General features: G+C 37.3%; 20 protein-coding genes and 2 tRNA genes. 9 read left to right on the plus strand and 13 right to left on the minus strand.

Annotation, left to right across the window (positions count from 1 at the left end):
* The first annotated feature begins 58 nt into the window (after nucleotides 1-58).
* Entirely contained in the window at nucleotides 59-280 is a 222-nt protein-coding gene (locus PP182_RS00060; protein ID WP_272649287.1) for a hypothetical protein, read from the plus strand.
* Nucleotides 281-394: 114 nt separating this feature from the next.
* On the opposite strand, the gene PP182_RS00065 is transcribed toward PP182_RS00060, so the two are convergent.
* The 6 genes from PP182_RS00065 to PP182_RS00090 all read right to left on the minus strand — a co-directional run bounded on the left by PP182_RS00065 (nucleotide 395) and on the right by PP182_RS00090 (nucleotide 4,316).
* Nucleotides 395-583: a hypothetical protein gene (locus PP182_RS00065; RefSeq protein ID WP_272649288.1), complete on the minus strand. Its 189-nt coding sequence runs from the start codon at nucleotides 581-583 to the stop codon at nucleotides 395-397.
* Nucleotides 584-667: 84 nt separating this feature from the next.
* Nucleotides 668-943 carry an ATP-dependent Clp protease adaptor ClpS gene (locus PP182_RS00070; protein ID WP_272649289.1) on the minus strand — a complete coding sequence of 92 codons (276 nt, stop codon included), beginning with the start codon at nucleotides 941-943 and terminating at the stop codon, nucleotides 668-670.
* 21 nt (nucleotides 944-964) lie between these two features.
* The gene (gene prmA / locus PP182_RS00075; RefSeq protein ID WP_272649290.1) at nucleotides 965-1,801 is read right to left on the minus strand and encodes a 50S ribosomal protein L11 methyltransferase; all 837 of its coding nucleotides are present in this window, start codon (nucleotides 1,799-1,801) and stop codon (nucleotides 965-967) included.
* A gap of 72 nt (nucleotides 1,802-1,873) precedes the next feature.
* Nucleotides 1,874-2,623, minus strand: a complete 750-nt coding sequence (tpiA, locus tag PP182_RS00080) for a triose-phosphate isomerase (protein WP_272649291.1) — start codon at nucleotides 2,621-2,623, stop codon at nucleotides 1,874-1,876.
* A gap of 43 nt (nucleotides 2,624-2,666) precedes the next feature.
* On the minus strand, nucleotides 2,667-3,761 hold the full coding sequence (locus tag PP182_RS00085; RefSeq protein ID WP_272649292.1) for a BT_3928 family protein: 1,095 nt from the start codon (nucleotides 3,759-3,761) through the stop codon (nucleotides 2,667-2,669).
* Between the two features lie 9 nt (nucleotides 3,762-3,770).
* Nucleotides 3,771-4,316 (minus strand): DUF1599 domain-containing protein, encoded by a 546-nt coding sequence (locus PP182_RS00090; RefSeq protein ID WP_272649293.1) that lies wholly within the window; start codon nucleotides 4,314-4,316, stop codon nucleotides 3,771-3,773.
* 99 nt (nucleotides 4,317-4,415) lie between these two features.
* Here PP182_RS00090 and folP point away from each other — a divergent pair, with 99 nt between their 5' ends.
* Genes folP through PP182_RS00105 form a run of 3 tightly spaced genes read left to right on the plus strand, consistent with a single transcriptional unit; the run spans nucleotide 4,416 to nucleotide 6,853 of the window.
* Complete coding sequence (folP, locus tag PP182_RS00095; protein WP_272649294.1) at nucleotides 4,416-5,240, plus strand: dihydropteroate synthase; 825 nt, start codon at nucleotides 4,416-4,418, stop codon at nucleotides 5,238-5,240.
* A gap of 54 nt (nucleotides 5,241-5,294) precedes the next feature.
* The gene (gene cdaA / locus PP182_RS00100) at nucleotides 5,295-6,080 is read left to right on the plus strand and encodes a diadenylate cyclase CdaA (RefSeq protein WP_272649295.1); all 786 of its coding nucleotides are present in this window, start codon (nucleotides 5,295-5,297) and stop codon (nucleotides 6,078-6,080) included.
* A complete protein-coding gene (locus tag PP182_RS00105) occupies nucleotides 6,080-6,853 on the plus strand; it encodes a DUF3667 domain-containing protein (protein ID WP_272649296.1) in 774 nt (257 codons plus the stop codon). Before cdaA ends, PP182_RS00105 begins: the two co-directional genes overlap by 1 nt.
* A 9-nt stretch (nucleotides 6,854-6,862) precedes the next feature.
* Here the strand turns inward: PP182_RS00105 and PP182_RS00110 are convergent, their stop codons facing one another.
* The gene (locus tag PP182_RS00110; RefSeq protein WP_272649297.1) at nucleotides 6,863-8,629 is read right to left on the minus strand and encodes an ABC transporter ATP-binding protein; all 1,767 of its coding nucleotides are present in this window, start codon (nucleotides 8,627-8,629) and stop codon (nucleotides 6,863-6,865) included.
* Nucleotides 8,619-9,371: a tRNA pseudouridine(38-40) synthase TruA gene (truA, locus tag PP182_RS00115; protein ID WP_272649298.1), complete on the minus strand. Its 753-nt coding sequence runs from the start codon at nucleotides 9,369-9,371 to the stop codon at nucleotides 8,619-8,621. The genes PP182_RS00110 and truA overlap by 11 nt, the downstream gene beginning before the upstream one ends.
* A gap of 86 nt (nucleotides 9,372-9,457) precedes the next feature.
* Between truA and PP182_RS00120 the strand changes: the two genes are divergently transcribed.
* Nucleotides 9,458-9,952, plus strand: coding sequence for a metallophosphoesterase family protein (locus tag PP182_RS00120; protein ID WP_272649299.1), 495 nt, complete (start codon nucleotides 9,458-9,460; stop codon nucleotides 9,950-9,952).
* 53 nt (nucleotides 9,953-10,005) lie between these two features.
* Here the strand turns inward: PP182_RS00120 and PP182_RS00125 are convergent, their stop codons facing one another.
* Complete coding sequence (locus tag PP182_RS00125) at nucleotides 10,006-10,416, minus strand: DUF4293 domain-containing protein (protein ID WP_272649300.1); 411 nt, start codon at nucleotides 10,414-10,416, stop codon at nucleotides 10,006-10,008.
* Between the two features lie 200 nt (nucleotides 10,417-10,616).
* On the opposite strand from PP182_RS00125, the gene rho reads away from it, so the two are divergent.
* From rho to PP182_RS00140, 3 genes are all read left to right on the plus strand, one after another.
* Nucleotides 10,617-12,221, plus strand: a complete 1,605-nt coding sequence (rho, locus tag PP182_RS00130; RefSeq protein ID WP_272649301.1) for a transcription termination factor Rho — start codon at nucleotides 10,617-10,619, stop codon at nucleotides 12,219-12,221.
* A 135-nt stretch (nucleotides 12,222-12,356) separates the two neighbouring features.
* Nucleotides 12,357-12,995, plus strand: coding sequence for a hypothetical protein (locus PP182_RS00135; RefSeq protein ID WP_272649302.1), 639 nt, complete (start codon nucleotides 12,357-12,359; stop codon nucleotides 12,993-12,995).
* A gap of 3 nt (nucleotides 12,996-12,998) precedes the next feature.
* A complete protein-coding gene (locus tag PP182_RS00140; RefSeq protein ID WP_272649303.1) occupies nucleotides 12,999-13,688 on the plus strand; it encodes a hypothetical protein in 690 nt (229 codons plus the stop codon).
* Between the two features lie 79 nt (nucleotides 13,689-13,767).
* Here the strand turns inward: PP182_RS00140 and rpsT are convergent, their stop codons facing one another.
* The 4 genes from rpsT to proS form a co-directional block, all read right to left on the minus strand.
* Nucleotides 13,768-14,019, minus strand: coding sequence for a 30S ribosomal protein S20 (rpsT, locus tag PP182_RS00145; RefSeq protein ID WP_272649304.1), 252 nt, complete (start codon nucleotides 14,017-14,019; stop codon nucleotides 13,768-13,770).
* A 48-nt stretch (nucleotides 14,020-14,067) separates the two neighbouring features.
* A tRNA-Glu gene (locus PP182_RS00150) sits at nucleotides 14,068-14,139 on the minus strand.
* Nucleotides 14,140-14,175: 36 nt separating this feature from the next.
* Nucleotides 14,176-14,247, minus strand: a tRNA-Glu gene (locus PP182_RS00155).
* A gap of 80 nt (nucleotides 14,248-14,327) precedes the next feature.
* Entirely contained in the window at nucleotides 14,328-15,803 is a 1,476-nt protein-coding gene (gene proS / locus PP182_RS00160) for a proline--tRNA ligase (protein WP_272649305.1), read from the minus strand.
* A 137-nt stretch (nucleotides 15,804-15,940) separates the two neighbouring features.
* On the opposite strand from proS, the gene PP182_RS00165 reads away from it, so the two are divergent.
* On the plus strand, nucleotides 15,941-17,203 hold the full coding sequence (locus PP182_RS00165) for a hypothetical protein (RefSeq protein WP_272649306.1): 1,263 nt from the start codon (nucleotides 15,941-15,943) through the stop codon (nucleotides 17,201-17,203).
* The last annotated feature ends 21 nt before the right edge of the window (nucleotides 17,204-17,224 follow it).

Consider the following 17,224-nt stretch of genomic DNA (forward strand, 5'->3'; position numbering starts at 1 on the left):
CCAATTGGGAAAGAATTGCTTAATTTGTTTTTTATGTTAACTTTGAAAAAAAACATTAATGGATTTACTCGAAAAGGCTCAAGAATTTGAAAGTCGAAAAATGAGCAACATGTCCACCAGTGATAGGGTGGAATCGTCCAGGGAAGCTAAAGCTTTAATATTAAGTATCAACGAAGTATATAAAGAGACCAAGGATCCCAATTTAATGGATGTGATGAAACGTTTAACCGAAAAGAAGAAAAAAATTGAAAAACGTCTAAATGGTGTACCACTCGTTTAAGACTGTTTTTGAATATAAAAATTTAAACCCCTTTCTTTAAGGGGTTTTTTATTTTCATGATAGGGTGCGGATTGATTAGATTAATTTTAACCAATATAAGTATCTACTTATCAATTATTTTGTCAAATAAGTAGTTTTAAGATCATCTTTATCGGCTTTTAATAGATAGATGATAAAAGGTAATCCACTTAAATCTAGAAAGACATCCAACGTTTTCAATAAGATTTCAAATTTCTTCTTGAAATATTTCTTATTGTTTCTAGTATTCTTCTGCTTTACAATGGCTTTTGTAATAATGTACATTCATGTACTATAAACCTTTTTCAAAAACTCAAAAATGTAATTCTATTAGAAAGTGGAAAAGTCTAGTAAATAAAGAGTACGATTTTATTTTATTTCCGCACTTAAACCTGCGTTAAGTAGTCCAGAGCATTGTGGTTCCAAATCATTGTATTCACCAGTTTTAACCGTGCACTTTCCTTTATAATGCACAATTAAGGAACACTGCTCAGCCTGTTCTGGAGTATGATCACAAACTGCTATCAATGTCTCTATAACATGATCAAACGTATTTACATCATCATTAAATAGAACAATTTCATTTTGTTTAACCGTCTCATCCTCCAATAGGAGCTCCTCGGAAATTTTTTCTCTAGTGCTCATTACAATTGTTTTATCTATTCCCTAAAATACATATTTTGCAGCAACCCAATTGTTTTTTTTCAATTTTTTTTCGAATGAAAGCCCCACTTCTTGGCACCTTTTGGTGATTGAATACAAATCTTCATCATAAAAACCGCTCATCAAAAGAACACCTTCTTTTTTCAAACAATCCTTATATTTTGGGATATCTTCCAGTAAGATGTTCCGATTTATATTCGCGATGATAAGGTCATATCTTTGATTTATCAATAACCCTGCATCTCCTTCAAAAACTTCAACATTGTCCACTTGATTTCGTTGAACATTTTCAATTGCATTTAGATAACACCAATTATCAATGTCTATGGCATCTATTTTTTCGGCGCCACGTTTAGCCGCTAGGATAGCTAAAACACCCGTACCACAGCCCATATCCAATATTACTTTACCCCCCAAATCTAACGTAAGAATATGTTGTAACATCATATGCGTGGTTTCATGGTGACCTGTGCCAAAACTCATCTTTGGCTCTATTACAATGTCATATTCCACATTCTTCTTCTCATGAAAGGGTGCCCTGACCATACAGATTTCATCCACTAAAATAGGATTGAAATTTTGCTCCCAGGTTGCATTCCAATTTTCTTGTTCTATTTCTTTAATCAAGAAAGACACCTTAAAACTTTCATTCTCCAGTATGCTTATGCCCTTTAGAATATCCTCATTCCAATCCTTCTTTTGTATGTAGGCCAAAATACCATCACCTTCTTCAACAAAACTCTCAAAACCTACTTCACCCAATTCGGCGATGAGAATATCGCTAGCTGGTTGAACGGGTTCTATATTAAATTGGTATTCTAAATAAATTACCTCACCCATACTTTTCAATTAAAAAAAGGATATCCAAGATACCCTTTCAATCAATTATACTTTTAAAAACTTTACTTGGGATTATATTGCGTTAATTATCGCAACAAAATCATCGGAAACTAAAGATGCACCTCCAATAAGTCCACCATCAACGTCCGGCTTTGAAAAGATTTCCTCCGCATTTCCAGGTTTTACACTACCTCCATATAAAATAGAAACGTTGCTTGCAATGGAACTATCAAAAGCTTCGGAAATCGTTTTGCGAATAAATGCATGCATTTCTTGTGCTTGTTCAGGAGATGCAGTCTCTCCAGTTCCAATGGCCCAAACGGGCTCATAGGCCAAAATAATTTTACTCCAGTCAGAATTCTCCAATGAGAATAATGCATTCTTCAACTGACTCTCTACCACATTGAAATGATTGCCAGATTTACGGTCTTCTAATTCTTCCCCAAAACAAAACATGACCCGTATGCCTTTTCCAAGTGCTGTCTTTACCTTTTTTGCCAAAATCTCATCAGTTTCACCAAAATAGGCTCTTCTTTCAGAATGCCCAATAATACAAGTATCCACACCAATATTCAACAACATGTCCGCTGATATTTCCCCTGTATAAGCCCCGCTTTCGGCAAAATGCATATTTTGGGCAATGACCTCTATACGAGAAGTTTCTAGGTTTCGAACCGCGGCCCCAAGATTTACATAGGTAGGGGCCACCATAACCTCCGCCTTTGTATCCGGGAGTTTAGCCGCCAATTCGGCCAACAAAGCCTCCGTTTCCTCTAAATTCTTATTCATCTTCCAGTTTCCTGCAACTATTTTACTTCTCATTTTATAAAAGTTTATTACTTAAATTATTATCTATTCTTTTTACTTAAAACTCCAATTCGTCCAAGTCGTTATAATGTACCTTTTGTTTGATGGTACCTTTTTGTAAAACCAACACACCAGGATTAGATCGGACTACCGTCTTTAAAGTGGTTTGATCGGTAAAATAAAATTCAAAACCGAGCTTATATTGTTTTACGAGGGCCTTTGTTTGCTCTGGACCCGAAGCTGACATCCCTACAACTTTATACCCCTTATTTAATGCTTGATCCGTCACTTCCTTCACTTCTTCAAAAACCTCTAAATTGGATTTCCTTAAGTCGTAAGCGATAACCATTACCAACTTAGGTTCCTGTAACAAACTACTTGCAAAATCCTCCCCATTTTGTTCAATGGTGAAATCATGAACCGGTGGTTCATAGCCCTCTTGAATTTCTTCCGTTTCTACGCCAATGAACTCACCATCCACCGTTGGATAGTCCCCATTTGTAGCAATAATTTGTTCTTCACCATTTACCTTGAATTTCCAGGAATATTCATAGATAGGTTTCGGGGCACCTTCCGGAATACCCATTCCTTCCTCTATATTCTTTCCTATTTCATACGGTCGAAAATCAATGACCGGTAAATGATTTAAGACGAAATACGCATAAAAAATACAAGCCAGAATAGATATGGCAATAATCATCTTAGTCACAAAAGGCCTAAAGAGTGGAGTTATGTATTTTTTCCCGTAAAACAAAAGGAGAATCAAAACCAAGAGTACAACATCCTTTGTAAAAGATTCCCAAGGTGTTAACTTGATAGCATCCCCAAAACATCCACAATCCGTAACCTTATTGAAATAAGCAGAATAAAATGTTAGGAATGTAAAGAAAACAATCATTAGCAAGAGGCTCCATAATGTAAATTTCCTTTTATGCCCCAAGATCAAGAGAACTCCCAACAATACTTCAAAAATTACTACAACCAAAGAAATGGTTAATGCGTGAGGCTCAAAAACCGGCAAGTCCAAAACACCTTGACTAAAATACTCTTCCAGTTTAAAGGAAAAGCCGACCGGATCGTTCAGTTTAATAAACCCGCTGATTACAAAAAGTATACCTACAAATATTCTAACTATTCCAATTAAATATTTCATGAATATGATTTAATTTTCGGCTAAATCTAAATGAATCAATGCAAAAACAGCGTAATTTATCATATCCTGATAATTGGCATCTATGCCTTCGCTTACCAACGTTTTTCCAGCATTATTCTCTATTTGTTTAACCCGTAATAATTTTTGTAAAATAAGATCCGTAAGGGAACTTACACGCATATCTCTCCATGCTTCGCCATAGTCATGGTTCTTGTTAAGCATAAGATCTTTGGTTGCCTTTATGTGCTTTTGGTATAACGATAGGGCTTTACCTGCATCTAAATCCGGCTGTTCGACTACGCCTAATTCCAATTGAATCAGGGCCATAACCGCATAATTAATGATTCCTATAAATTCGGAAATTTCACCTTCGTCGACTTTTCGTACGGCATTCTCTTGTAACCCTCTAATTCGTTGTGCTTTAATAAAAATTTGATCAGTAAGGGAAGGCAGCCTAAGGATTCTCCAAGCACAACCGTAATCCAGCATTTTCTTTTCATAAAGCTCCTGACAAACCTTTATAACAGCATCATACTGCTCTTCCGTTTTTAGCATGTTGGTTCTTTCAAATTTGTGTAAATTTCGCTTAAAATTTTGTAACCGTCAAGATTGAAGGTTTAAACTTACTTCTGACCCTTTTATACAATTTACATTATGACCATTAACTGCAGAGGAGAACTAATTGATCTGAAAAGACCAAAAGTAATGGGCATTATAAACCTTACCCCTGACTCCTTTTACGATGGAGGTAAATACCAGGATGGAAAGGAAATTTTAAATCAGGTGGAAAAAATGTTGGTTGACGGTGCCACTTTTATAGATCTCGGTGCATACAGCACAAGACCCGGGGCTGAAGAAATTTCTATTGATGAAGAAAATCAAAGATTACAGCCTATAGTTGAGCTTGTATTAAAAAAATTCCCAGAAGCAATTCTTTCCATAGATACATTTAGGGGAGCCGTCGCAAAACAGGCGTTGGACAGGGGTGCGGCACTTGTCAATGACATATCCTCTGGACTTTTGGACAAAGAGATGTTAAATGTAATCGCAGCGTATCATGTACCTTACATCATGATGCATATGCGTGGTAACCCCAAAACAATGCAGCAAAATACGCAGTATGAGCATTTAATCCAGGATATGTTGTTTTATTTTTCCGAAAGGATAAATGCTGCCAAGTCAAAGGGAATAATTGACTTTATTATTGATCCCGGCTTTGGTTTTTCCAAAACACTAGACCAAAATTATCATCTTTTGAAAAATTTGGACCTACTACAAATAGCAGAAAAACCAATATTGGTCGGACTCAGTAGAAAATCCATGATTTATAATTTATTAGGTACGGAGGCTAAAAACGCGCTTAATGGTACAACTGCGTTAAATATGTTAGCGCTAAATAATGGTGCCAATATTCTTAGGGTTCACGATGTCAAGGAGGCAATGGAATGCATTAAGATTCATGAACAACTCACGGCTTAATATTTTGATCACCTTGTTCGTCTATTTTTGTTAATTTTACATAAACGGCATTATTTGGATTTTTTAAATTTTATCGACTTTAAGATTACGGATATCCTCGATATTGTTTTAGTCGCCGTGCTTCTCTACTATGTATATAAATTAGTCCGCGGTTCGGCCGCCATCAATATATTTATTGGTATTGTTATAGTCTGGGCCTTTTGGAAACTTACCGAATTATTGGGAATGCAGATGATTAGTAGCATCGTGGGAGCTTTTATGCAAGTTGGTCTTATTGCCCTTATCATTGTCTTTCAACAAGAAATAAGAAAATTCCTTTTAATGATCGGGTCTACCAATTTTGCCAACAAACGAAACTTCGTTAAACATTTTAAGTTTTTAAAACAGGAAGGGGAAACCACAAGTATTAATGTTGAAGCCATTGTAAAGGCTTGCGAGAAAATGTCTACCAGTAAGACCGGTGCCATATTGGTTATTGAAAGGGGCAACTCTCTCGATTTCATTAAGAATACGGGTGATAGAATGAACATTGAGGTTACCCAGCCTATTATTGAAAGTATCTTTTATAAGAATAGCCCTTTACATGACGGTGCAGCCGTAATAGTAGATAATTTTATTGTGGCTACCCGAGTAATATTGCCCGTGACAAATGAAAGAAGTATACCTTTAAGGTATGGGCTTAGGCATAGAGCGGCAATTGGAATTACCGAAAAAACGGATGCGCTTTGTTTAGTGGTAAGTGAAGAAACCGGTCAAATCTCTTACATTAAAAATGGAGAATTTATTTTATTTGAATCGGGTATACAGCTAATAACCCTATTGAAAAAAGACTTGGTCTAGTGCAATGTAAAAATTGTGATAACAACTTAAGAACGGACTACAGTTATTGTCCGGATTGTGGGGCAAAAGTCATACGCAATAGACTTACCGTCAAAAATCTTTGGGGTGATGTTATTGAGCGTTATTTTAACCTGGACAACACTTTTCTCAAAACCTTTTATCACCTATTTACCCAACCGCATACTGTTATAGCAGGATATATTGGAGGTATTCGAAGGAAATACCTAAACCCTATTAGTTATTTGGGTATTTCCATTACACTTTCTGGACTCTTGGTCTTTTTCATGAGAAGAAATAGTGCTGAAATGGATATGGACATTTTAGGGACTGGAACTTCAATGACTTGGCAAACCAAAATGTGGGATATGGTCTTGGATTATCAGGCTATTTTTTTCGTACTTTATATACCAATGATGGCCATTTCGGGGTGGTTAAACTTTCAAACTCAAAAATATAATTTTTCGGAAAGGGTTGTAATCTTTATGTACACCCTAGCTCAATATTCCTTGGCAATTTTTATTCCATCCTTACTTATTCTTGTAATCATGCCTGGAAATTATATGACATTTAGCTTTGTAGCGCTAATTTTCATGTATGCTTATAGTGCATATGTGATTAAAAAAGTTTCCAAGGATAAAGGTTTGGAACTTTGGTCAAAAGTTATAATCTTTTGTGTGATTTTTACCTTTTTTTATATAAGCCTATCCATAATATTGCCCTTGATACTTTTGCTTACAGGAGCTATGCAAATAGAGGATTTTAGGGTAAGCTAACCTTATCTTCTAAGCCACTTCTTCGGCCAAAAACTGAGCTTCGTAAAGATTTCTGTAGTATCCATCATTTTTCAATAACTGCTTATGGGTTCCCATTTCTACAATTTTTCCAGCATCCATAACAATAATCTTGTCTGCCTTTTTAATGGTTGCCAATCTATGGGCTATTACAATGGAAGTTCTTCCTGCAGTTATTTTATCCGTAGCTTGTTGTATCAATTGCTCAGAATAGGTATCTATTGAAGATGTTGCCTCGTCCAATACCAAAATACTTGGTTTGCTTACATAAGCTCGTAAGAAGGCTATCAATTGACGTTGACCACTTGATAGCATACTACCGCGCTCCTTAACATTGTATTCGTAACCCCCTGGTAAACTGGTTATAAACTCGTCCACACCTATTGCAATTGCTGCTTCTTCAATATCTTTTACCGAAACATCAGGATTCTTTAAGGAAATGTTATTGGCAATGGTATCGGCAAAAAGAAAAACATCCTGCAAAACAACAGCGATATGCGATCGGAGCGAGGCTAACTTATAGTCCTTTATATTCACACCGTCTACAAATATCGTCCCAGAATTAATTTCATAAAAACGATTCAAAAGATTTATTATGGTCGACTTTCCGGCACCTGTAGCTCCAACTATGGCAACAGTCTCACCGGCTTTAACATCAAAAGAAATCCCATGTAAAACCTCTTCATCTTCTAAGTATCCAAACCGAACGTCCTTAAATGTTATTGTACCATTCATTTGTGGTTTTTCAAATTCACCAGTATCATCAATAGTACTATTCGTATCCAATATCTTAAACACCCGATTAGCGGCTACCATTCCCATCTGTAAGGTGTTGAATTTATCCGCAATCTGCCGTAGAGGCCTAAAAAGCATATCTATTAGCATGATAAAGGCAAACACGGTACCTGCAACATCAGTGGTGATGCCCGCTACATTTTGGAGCCCCCCGTACCAAACTACAAGCCCCACGGTTATGGAAGATACTATCTCGGCAATGGGAAAGAATATGGAGTTGTACCAAACAGTTTTCAACCAAGCGTTTTGGTGTTTTTCATTAATTTCCCTGAATTTTTTGCTCTCAATTGCCTCCCTGGTGAACAGTTGAACAATTTTCATTCCTGTGATTCGCTCTTGCACGAAAGAGTTCAGGTTGGAAACTTCCGCTCTTACTTCTGTAAAAGCCACTTTCATCGCTTTCTGAAATAATCTGGTAGCATAAAGTATAATGGGTAGCAAAGAAAAAACAAGCAAGGACAATTTCCAGTTGATATAAACCATGACACCGGCCGCTACTAACATTTTTAGCAAGTCCGCTACAATTACAAAAAAACCTTGACTGAATATTTCACCTATGCGTTGCATATCCGCTACTGCCCTTGTTACCAAAACCCCGAGAGAAGAGTTGTCGAAATACTTCATCTTGAAGCCGAGCATTTTATTGAAAAGGTTAATCCTAACATCCCGTATAACAGATTCCCCCAACCAGTTCGCATAGTAGTTAAAGGATAATTGACTTATTACCTGCCCCAATAAAACCACGAGCATGGCTATCGTTAAATATAGGAGCTTGTAGGCATCACTTCCTTTGATAGCATCATCAATAATTTCCTTTACGATAAGGGGAGTAAGTACGGCAAAAGCAGATAATAATATGGCTGCCAAAGCCACCCCATAAAAGGTTAGCCTATAAGGTTTTGTATACGCCATTAATCGCTTAAAAAGGCGAGTATCAAAAGCTTTACCTGACTTATCGTTCATTTTTAAAAATAGCGTTGGGATAAATAACAGATGTCAAATATAGTCCTTTTGCCGGTACAGAAACACCCGCCTGTGACCTATCTTTACTTTTTAAGATGGTCTTAACATGGTTTACCTCATATTTATTTAGGCCTACATTTACAAGGGTTCCCACTATCGCTCTAACCATATTTCTTAAAAAACGGTCCGCCGTAATTTTAAAGACCAATTTGTCCTTTTCCAATCGCCACTCGGCCGATTTTACATCGCAGATATAGGTTCTAACATCTGTTTTAGATTTGGAGAAACACTCAAAGTCCTGCTTTCCTAACAGTAGCATACTGGCTTTATTCATCAAGTCCAAATTTAAGTTTGCTCTAACATAATGGGCAGCATCTTTTAAAAAGGGGTTCTTTTCTGTACAAATCCAATATTCGTAAGATCTTTCCAGGGCATCAAAGCGAGCATGGGCATTTTGTTGAACCGGAATGATGCCCATTACTGCGATGTCATCGGGAAGAAAAGCATTAACACGATAAAGTAGATTATCAAGTTCCGTAATATGCTCAAAATCAAAATGACCAAACATTTGTTTTGCATGGACACCAGAATCTGTTCTTCCAGCTCCCACTATTTCAACCTTATTTCTCAGCAACTTGGATAAAACGGCTTCCAAAACCTCTTGGACGGTTATTGCATTAGGTTGGTTTTGCCAACCATGATATAACTTTCCAAAGTATGAAAATTGAATAAAATATCTCAAAGGGATACATTAGTTTTGTAGCGAACAAAGATATTAAATCCAAAATAAGGTCCTTGGATTTCTCTTGTATTCCATCTATCCTTACTATGAAAAAAATATTACTGCTATCCGACACGCATTCCCATATAGACGATAGAATACTTGAATATGCCTCACAGGCCGATGAAATATGGCATGCAGGAGACATAGGAACCCTTGCGGTTACAGATAAACTTTCGACAATTAAACCACTACGCGGTGTATATGGAAATATAGACAACCATATTATTCAGAAGGAATTCCCATTGAACGACAGGTTCATGTGCGAAGGGGTCGACGTTTGGATTACCCATATTGGGGGTTACCCTCCAAAATATAATGTAAACACGAGGAGTGAAATTATTAAAAACCCACCGAAACTTTTTATTTGTGGTCACTCCCATATCCTCAAAGTTATGTGGGACAAAAAATTAGGAGTGCTCCATATGAACCCAGGAGCATGTGGCAAGCACGGTTTTCACCAAATAAGGACCATGTTGAGATTTACAATTGACGGAAAAGAAATTAAGGATTTAGAAGTTATAGAACTTGGAAAAAGATAAAAACCCAGGAACTACCCTGGGTTTTTCGCACTAATACTACTAAGATGTTAGGTTCAACGTAAACGATCCACAGATTTTACAAGATCTTCATCCTTCTTTATTGCCCTATTGGTAAGGGCTAAAAAAACGATAGAAAATACAGGAATCAGCATCCCAATACCCTTCTCAGAAACCGAAGCTTCTCCGGATAAGTTTAGCGACCGATAAACGAAAAATCCTAGTAAAAAAAGGTTCAATATCATATTCAACCGGTTCATGACAAACTGGTTCTTTCTTTTTTTGTATAAGAAAATGGTCCATAAAGCTAACGCTCCACTGACGTAAAATAGTATGGAAACCAAAATTTCATTTTGGGCATAAATTTCATTACCCTCGGTATCTGACCAAAGGTTTACAAAGAATGGTAATACTCCCGCTAATAGCGCTACAATTATCAAATAAATAGTTTGTATTCTTTGAATCATACTCGATTTAGTACATGAGAAGACAAAAATACAGGTCTTTTTAAGAAATATCCATCAAATATTGAAAATTATTTGTATTATTGTGACGTTGTTTATTTGAACACTTACCAAAGGGAAATCTTTCCCCTTTTATCTTTTTAATCCAGATTTAGATTACTTCTTATCTTTTTAAAATACATATAACTTATTCTATTTAATTAATGTTTGAGATTTCAGAATTAAAATCGAAAAAGCTTCCTGAACTTCAGGAACTAGCCAAAGAACTAAATGTTCCCAAATTCAAGACCCTAAAAAAATTAGACCTTGTTTATCAAATTTTAGACTTACAAGCCGCAAATCCTAAAGTTGCTGCTGCTGTGGCGCCTGCAGAATCCACTGCGGATGAAAGCAAAAAACCTAAACCAAGGGCTCCAAGAAAAAAGGTTGAAAAGAAGGAAGACACCTCGGATAAAAGCTCGGGAAAGCCCGAACCACAAAAGAACGATGTTTCAAAGTCCGAACCCAAAGAGCAAAGAAAACCTAGACCTAGGCCAAGAAACAACGATAACGACAACAAACGAGATCATCAAAAAAATTCTCCGAAGAATAAAAATCAAAATAACAGAAATCAAAATCAGTCCCGTAACAACCATGACAAAAGCAATTTTGACAAGGATTTAAAAAACAGGTACAAAGAACCGGAGTACGAGTTCGATAGTATAATTACCAGTGAAGGAGTTCTTGACATCATGCAGGATGGGTATGGCTTCTTGAGGTCATCCGATTATAATTACCTATCCTCCCCGGATGATATTTATGTTTCTCAATCGCAGATCAGGTTATTTGGACTAAAATCCGGGGATACCGTATTAGGGAACGTAAGACCACCGAAGGAAGGTGAAAAATATTTCCCCTTAATTAAGGTCAACAAGATTAATGGAATTGACCCTCAGGTGGTTAGGGATAGAGTTTCTTTTGAACACCTAACTCCACTTTTTCCTAAAGAAAAATTCAATCTTGCAGAAAGGCAAAGTACAATTTCCACAAGGATTATTGATTTATTTTCTCCGATAGGAAAAGGACAAAGGGGTATGATCGTTTCCCAACCCAAAACGGGTAAAACAATGTTATTAAAGGATATTGCCAACGGTATAGCTGCAAACCATCCTGAAGTATATCAAATTATCCTGTTGATAGATGAGCGACCTGAAGAGGTTACCGATATGCAGCGTAACGTTAGAGGCGAAGTTGTGGCCTCTACTTTTGATAAAGAAGCTACCGAGCATGTACGAGTAGCCAATATAGTCCTTGAAAAGGCAAAAAGACTTGTGGAATGTGGGCATGATGTGGTTATACTGTTAGATTCCATTACCCGATTGGCAAGAGCATATAACACAGTTCAACCTGCCTCTGGAAAGGTCTTAAGTGGAGGTGTTGATGCCAATGCCTTGCACAAACCAAAAAGATTCTTTGGTGCTGCCCGTAACATAGAAAATGGGGGGTCTCTTTCCATTATCGCCACGGCACTTACCGAAACAGGCTCGAAGATGGATGAGGTAATCTTCGAGGAATTCAAAGGAACGGGTAATATGGAACTTCAATTGGATCGTAAGATTGCCAACAGAAGAATATTCCCTGCAATTGACCTTACCTCTTCGAGTACGAGACGCGATGATTTGTTGCTGGATGAGAATACGCTTCAGCGCATGTGGATCATGCGAAAATATCTTGCTGATATGAATCCTGTTGAAGCTATGGAATTTATTGAACAGCGCTTCAAACAGACAAAGACGAACGAGGAATTTTTGATGACCATGAATCAGTAATTTCTGCATTAAATCTAAAATAAATTGAAAAGGCCCAACGAATATTCGTTGGGCCTTTCTCATTAATAGGATAAAATAAAAACCATATCTTTAGAGGAGTTTCCCCAAAACCAGAACCTTTAAAAAACTTAACTTATGAAAAACTCCTTTAAATTTTTGTTGTTAATAGCTTTTGCTATTGTCCTAACGTCCTGTCAAGAAGGACCTAAGAAAGAACACCAAACAGAAGAAGTTGACGAAATTATCTATGAGGCTCCCAAGCAAATAATTTCCCTTGAAGATGCAGATTCCTTATACATAAATTATAACAAAAGAAGAATTTCCAACATAATAGAATCAGAAAGGGAATATCAAGAAAATGATGAACCATTTGTACCCACCGAGTTCGTTTCCTTTGATATCGAAATACTCAAAAAATATATTGGATATGTAGAACAAGAGGCCAAGAATGGTGGAACAACAGCGGATAGCTTACGTATATATTTTGGGAATTACGGAACTAAAAGCAAAAAATATGCGCGAAAGAATACCGTGTTTATTTTACCTACAGCGGATGTCAATGGCGAATATGGGGGTATTTTCATAGATGCAAACGGGAAAGCGAAATTGGTTCGAAATTGGGTCGACGAACAAAGTGACCAAGGTATTAAAGGGAATCAAAAGTCTGAAGCTTCTATCTTACCAAGTTTTTCAATCGCCCCTGCTTTACAAGGTGGTACAAGTTTAACTTTGAACAGAGGCAATGGTGGTCCACCACCTAAACAAGATTTTTAAACTATGTATCAGGATATCATAGATTTTCTTCAAAGAAGCTATTTTGTTATTGCCTATGGTATTACATTGATTTTATCCATAATTACCTATCAAAAATACTTTGATACTCAATTTAAATACCTGCCCGCAATATTAGCGTATACTTTATTAAATGAAATTCTGGGTTATTTCATCAGATATTATCCGGAATTTTCATTTTTCCCAAATTTAAAGGATGCAAGGGTCAATGAAATCATCTACAACCTATATGATTTGATATTCTTTCCATTTTTTTATTATGCCTATTGGAAATTAATTGAAAATGAAACGTATAAAAAATGGATAAAAACTCTAGGTATTTCCGCCATGCTCAGCTTTGCAATATCCTGCTTGTTCCAAAATCCAATGTATACCACATTATATTACGCAAACGCCATAGCTTCATGGGTATTGTTGATTTGCATTGTATTATATTTCAAGGACAAACAGAAAACCCACAAAACAATAAGTCAACCCTATAATCTTGTATTTTGGGTCAGCATCGGTTTATTCTTATTTCATATATTTTCGCCGTTTCTCTTTTTAATTGGATACTTAAGATATGATTTATGGCTAGCATATAACCTAAAAAATATTCTCCACTTTCTTATTATTATGATGTACCTAAGCTTTTGTATTGGTTTTATCATTAACAGAAAGAAAGCATTTGGATAGGAAGTGGCAATTGGATATAAATCACAAAAAAACCCTCTTTTCCAAGAGGGTTTTTAGTTATATCATTAAAGTAAAAAACTTATAAAGCTGCCACATGCTTTGCCAACTTACTTTTAAGGTTAGCCGCTTTGTTATCATGAATAATATTACGTTTCGCCAAACGATCGATCATACTCACAACACTTGGCAAAAGAGCCTCAGCATCCTTTTTACTTTCTTCAGCACGTAATTTTTTAATCGCATTACGCGTTGTTTTATGCTGATACCTGTTACGTAAACGTACTGCTTCGTTTCTTCTAATTCTCTTTAATGCTGACTTATGGTTTGCCATCTTCTTAACTTATTATGTTTTCCGGATCGTCACATCCATTTATTCAAGTAGCCCGTAGGGGAATCGAACCCCTGTTACCAGGATGAAAACCTGGCGTCCTAACCCCTAGACGAACGGGCCATTAAGCCATTACGGAACCAATGGTTCCAAATTTTGTAGCCCGTAGGGGAATCGAACCCCTGTTACCAGGATGAAAACCTGGCGTCCTAACCCCTAGACGAACGGGCCATTACTTTACGTAATTGCGGATGCAAAAATACAATTATTTTTCACTATCGCAACACCCAGATATTTTTTTTTATAATCTTTTAGTAGGCCTTTGCAAATAGCACCCTTTTTAAAGAAGGTTTTCCCGTTAGTATGCAGGTTCCAGACTCCTCTATTGCTTCCAATGGAATACACCGTATCGTCGCCTTAGTTTCGTCTTTTATCCGATCCTCAGTCTCCGAGGTGCCATCCCAATGAGCGGACACAAAACCTCCTTTGGTTTCCAGTACATTTTTAAACTCCTCATAGGTATCCACAAGAGTTATATGTTCCTTTCTGTAGTCCAAAGCTTTGCTAAATATATTTTTTTGGATCTCCTCTAATAAAAACTCAATTTTAGGTACAACCTCATCCATGGGTACCGTTTCTTTTTCCAAAGTATCCCTCCTTGCTACCTCATAAGTACCATTGGTCATATCTCGTTGCCCAATTGCTAGGCGAATTGGCACCCCTTTTAGTTCATATTCGTTAAATTTAAAGCCAGGTTTTTGTGTATCCCGATCATCAAATTTTACGGCGATTCCTTTAGATTTCAATTCTTTAACTAACGGCTTCACTATGTCCGAAATAGCATCCAATTGTTCCAAGCCTTTGTAAATAGGTACGATAACCACTTGTATCGGTGCTAACTTAGGAGGTAAAACCAGCCCGTTATCATCTGAGTGTGTCATTACCAATGCTCCCATCAACCTCGTAGAAACACCCCATGAAGTAGCCCAAACATACTCTTTGCTTCCCTCTTTGCTCGCAAACTTTACATCAAAAGCTTTTGCAAAATTCTGACCCAAAAAATGTGAGGTACCTGCCTGCAAGGCTTTTCCATCTTGCATCAACGCCTCAATACAGTAAGTTTCAACCGCTCCAGCAAAGCGTTCACTTTCGGTTTTTACACCTTTAATTACGGGTACGGCCATATGCTCCTCTGCAAATTCGGCATAAATATTCATCATCTGCTCAGCTTCCTCTATGGCTTCCTGCTCCGTTTCATGGGCAGTATGTCCTTCTTGCCATAGAAACTCGGAGGTCCTTAAAAATAACCTGGTCCTCATTTCCCAGCGAACAACATTGGCCCATTGATTGATCAATAATGGTAAATCTCTATAGGATTGTATCCATTTCCTAAAAGTATCCCAAATAATGGTTTCAGAGGTTGGCCTCACAATCAACTCTTCTTCCAATTTGGCCTCTGGATCAACAATTATGCCGCTACCATCTTCGGCATTCTTTAACCTGTAGTGTGTTACTACGGCGCATTCCTTGGCAAAACCATCAACATGACTAGCTTCTTTGCTTAAATAAGATTTAGGGATAAAAAGAGGAAAATAAGCATTTTCATGTCCTGTTTCCTTAAACATCTTATCAAGACCTGCTTGCATTTTTTCCCATATAGCGTAACCATAGGGTTTGATAACCATACAACCTCTTACACCGGAATTTTCGGCTAAGTCTGCCTTAACGACCAACTCATTATACCACTTGGAATAATCCTCACTTCTCTTAGTTAAATTTTTACCCATTGTTCGGAGTTTGGCACAAAACTTGTGCTATTTAAAGAAAATAATCAGGTAAAACTAGTTATTTTTAGTATGTTCAACAATATAATTTTAGAACGATGATATATTCCACATCCCACACAAAATATTATTATAGCCTAATGGTTGCAACCCTAGCATTGCTAGGTACTTCCTGCGGTTCCTATCAACAAGCATCTTATTACGATAATGATGGCATCTACACTAATGATTCGCCAAGAACGGTAGAACGTAGACCCGAAGCCAAATACAATACGACCAAGCAAGAAGAATCCGATACTTTTACGGACTATTTTGGCCAGAAAGCCAATCAATATGGTGAAATATTGGATAGCGAAATCTTCACGGATGTAGATTCATATTCTAGTAATGTGGTTAATGATAGTATATCTGAAGAACAACTTACCGACTATTACGACAGCCCAAATGACTATCAAGGTTATGGAGGTTGGGGAGACAACGCCCAAAATGTTGTAGTTAATGTTTACGACAATGGCTGGGGATTTAATAGTCCCTTCGTTGGTTGGGCAAACCCTGTTTGGGGATGGAATAACTGGGGCTGGGGCGGCTACGGTTGGGGCTGGAACAATTGGGGCTGGGGAGGCTACTATGGTTACGGCGGATATTATGGATGGGGATGGAATAACCCATGGAGATGGAACCGATGGAATCGATGGGGATGGGCCGGTAATTATGGTTGGGGAGGCTATTATGGTTATCCTTACAATTATGGATATGGTCATTTTGCCAGAAACAATAGATTTAATAATAATTACGCAATTAATAGGACCAGACGAGGCTATTATAATTCAAATAACAACGGGGTTGCCGCTTTAAGGGGACGATCTAATGTAAATACCAGGGGTAATTCACCAAGGTACAGAAGTACGGATTCCAGAACGGCAACTGCAAGAAGTTCCAATACTACTAGAAGTAATTCACTCAATAGAAGAACGGTAAGTGTAGATCAAAATAGAGCGTATAGAACAAGTAGAAGTACTAGGGCTACACCTAGATATTATGGAAACACAAGAAATAATGGATATTCTAGTGGAACTGCGCGATCGTCATCCTCATATAGAACTGGTACCCCTGGCAGAACAAGTAGAGCAGTTACCCCAAGAACTTCTACCTATCGAGGTACTAGTAGGAGTAGTGGTAACTCTTATGGCACCTCTAGAAGTTCTACAGGAAGAAGCTTTAGCACAGGTAGGAGCAGCAGTTCTGGAAGAAGCTATAGCTCAGGTAGAAGTAGTTCCAGGGGCTCTAGTGGAAGTTATAGAAGTTCAGGTGGAAGCTCATCCAGATCTTCTGGCGGAGGAAGATCCTCCGGTGGTGGTAGATCCTCTGGTGGAGGAAGATCTTCTGGAGGTAGAAGCAACTAATCAGTTTTCAACTTTTTAAAA

Source organism: Maribacter sp. PR1 (assembly GCF_028464145.1).
Lineage (GTDB): Bacteria > Bacteroidota > Bacteroidia > Flavobacteriales > Flavobacteriaceae > Maribacter.

Coding starts and splice junctions, on each gene's coding strand:
- PP182_RS00135 (WP_272649302.1), top strand. CDS start 12,357: ATGAAAAACTCCTTTAAATTTTTGTTGTTAATAGCTTTTGCTATTGTC.
- tpiA (WP_272649291.1), bottom strand. CDS start 2,623: ATGAGAAGTAAAATAGTTGCAGGAAACTGGAAGATGAATAAGAATTTA.
- folP (WP_272649294.1), top strand. CDS start 4,416: ATGACCATTAACTGCAGAGGAGAACTAATTGATCTGAAAAGACCAAAA.
- PP182_RS00085 (WP_272649292.1), bottom strand. CDS start 3,761: ATGAAATATTTAATTGGAATAGTTAGAATATTTGTAGGTATACTTTTT.
- PP182_RS00165 (WP_272649306.1), top strand. CDS start 15,941: ATGGTTGCAACCCTAGCATTGCTAGGTACTTCCTGCGGTTCCTATCAA.
- PP182_RS00140 (WP_272649303.1), top strand. CDS start 12,999: ATGTATCAGGATATCATAGATTTTCTTCAAAGAAGCTATTTTGTTATT.
- prmA (WP_272649290.1), bottom strand. CDS start 1,801: ATGGGTGAGGTAATTTATTTAGAATACCAATTTAATATAGAACCCGTT.
- PP182_RS00070 (WP_272649289.1), bottom strand. CDS start 943: ATGAGCACTAGAGAAAAAATTTCCGAGGAGCTCCTATTGGAGGATGAG.
- proS (WP_272649305.1), bottom strand. CDS start 15,803: ATGGGTAAAAATTTAACTAAGAGAAGTGAGGATTATTCCAAGTGGTAT.
- PP182_RS00125 (WP_272649300.1), bottom strand. CDS start 10,416: ATGATTCAAAGAATACAAACTATTTATTTGATAATTGTAGCGCTATTA.
- rho (WP_272649301.1), top strand. CDS start 10,617: ATGTTTGAGATTTCAGAATTAAAATCGAAAAAGCTTCCTGAACTTCAG.
- PP182_RS00110 (WP_272649297.1), bottom strand. CDS start 8,629: ATGAACGATAAGTCAGGTAAAGCTTTTGATACTCGCCTTTTTAAGCGA.
- rpsT (WP_272649304.1), bottom strand. CDS start 14,019: ATGGCAAACCATAAGTCAGCATTAAAGAGAATTAGAAGAAACGAAGCA.
- PP182_RS00060 (WP_272649287.1), top strand. CDS start 59: ATGGATTTACTCGAAAAGGCTCAAGAATTTGAAAGTCGAAAAATGAGC.
- PP182_RS00090 (WP_272649293.1), bottom strand. CDS start 4,316: ATGCTAAAAACGGAAGAGCAGTATGATGCTGTTATAAAGGTTTGTCAG.
- PP182_RS00120 (WP_272649299.1), top strand. CDS start 9,458: ATGAAAAAAATATTACTGCTATCCGACACGCATTCCCATATAGACGAT.
- PP182_RS00065 (WP_272649288.1), bottom strand. CDS start 583: ATGTACATTATTACAAAAGCCATTGTAAAGCAGAAGAATACTAGAAAC.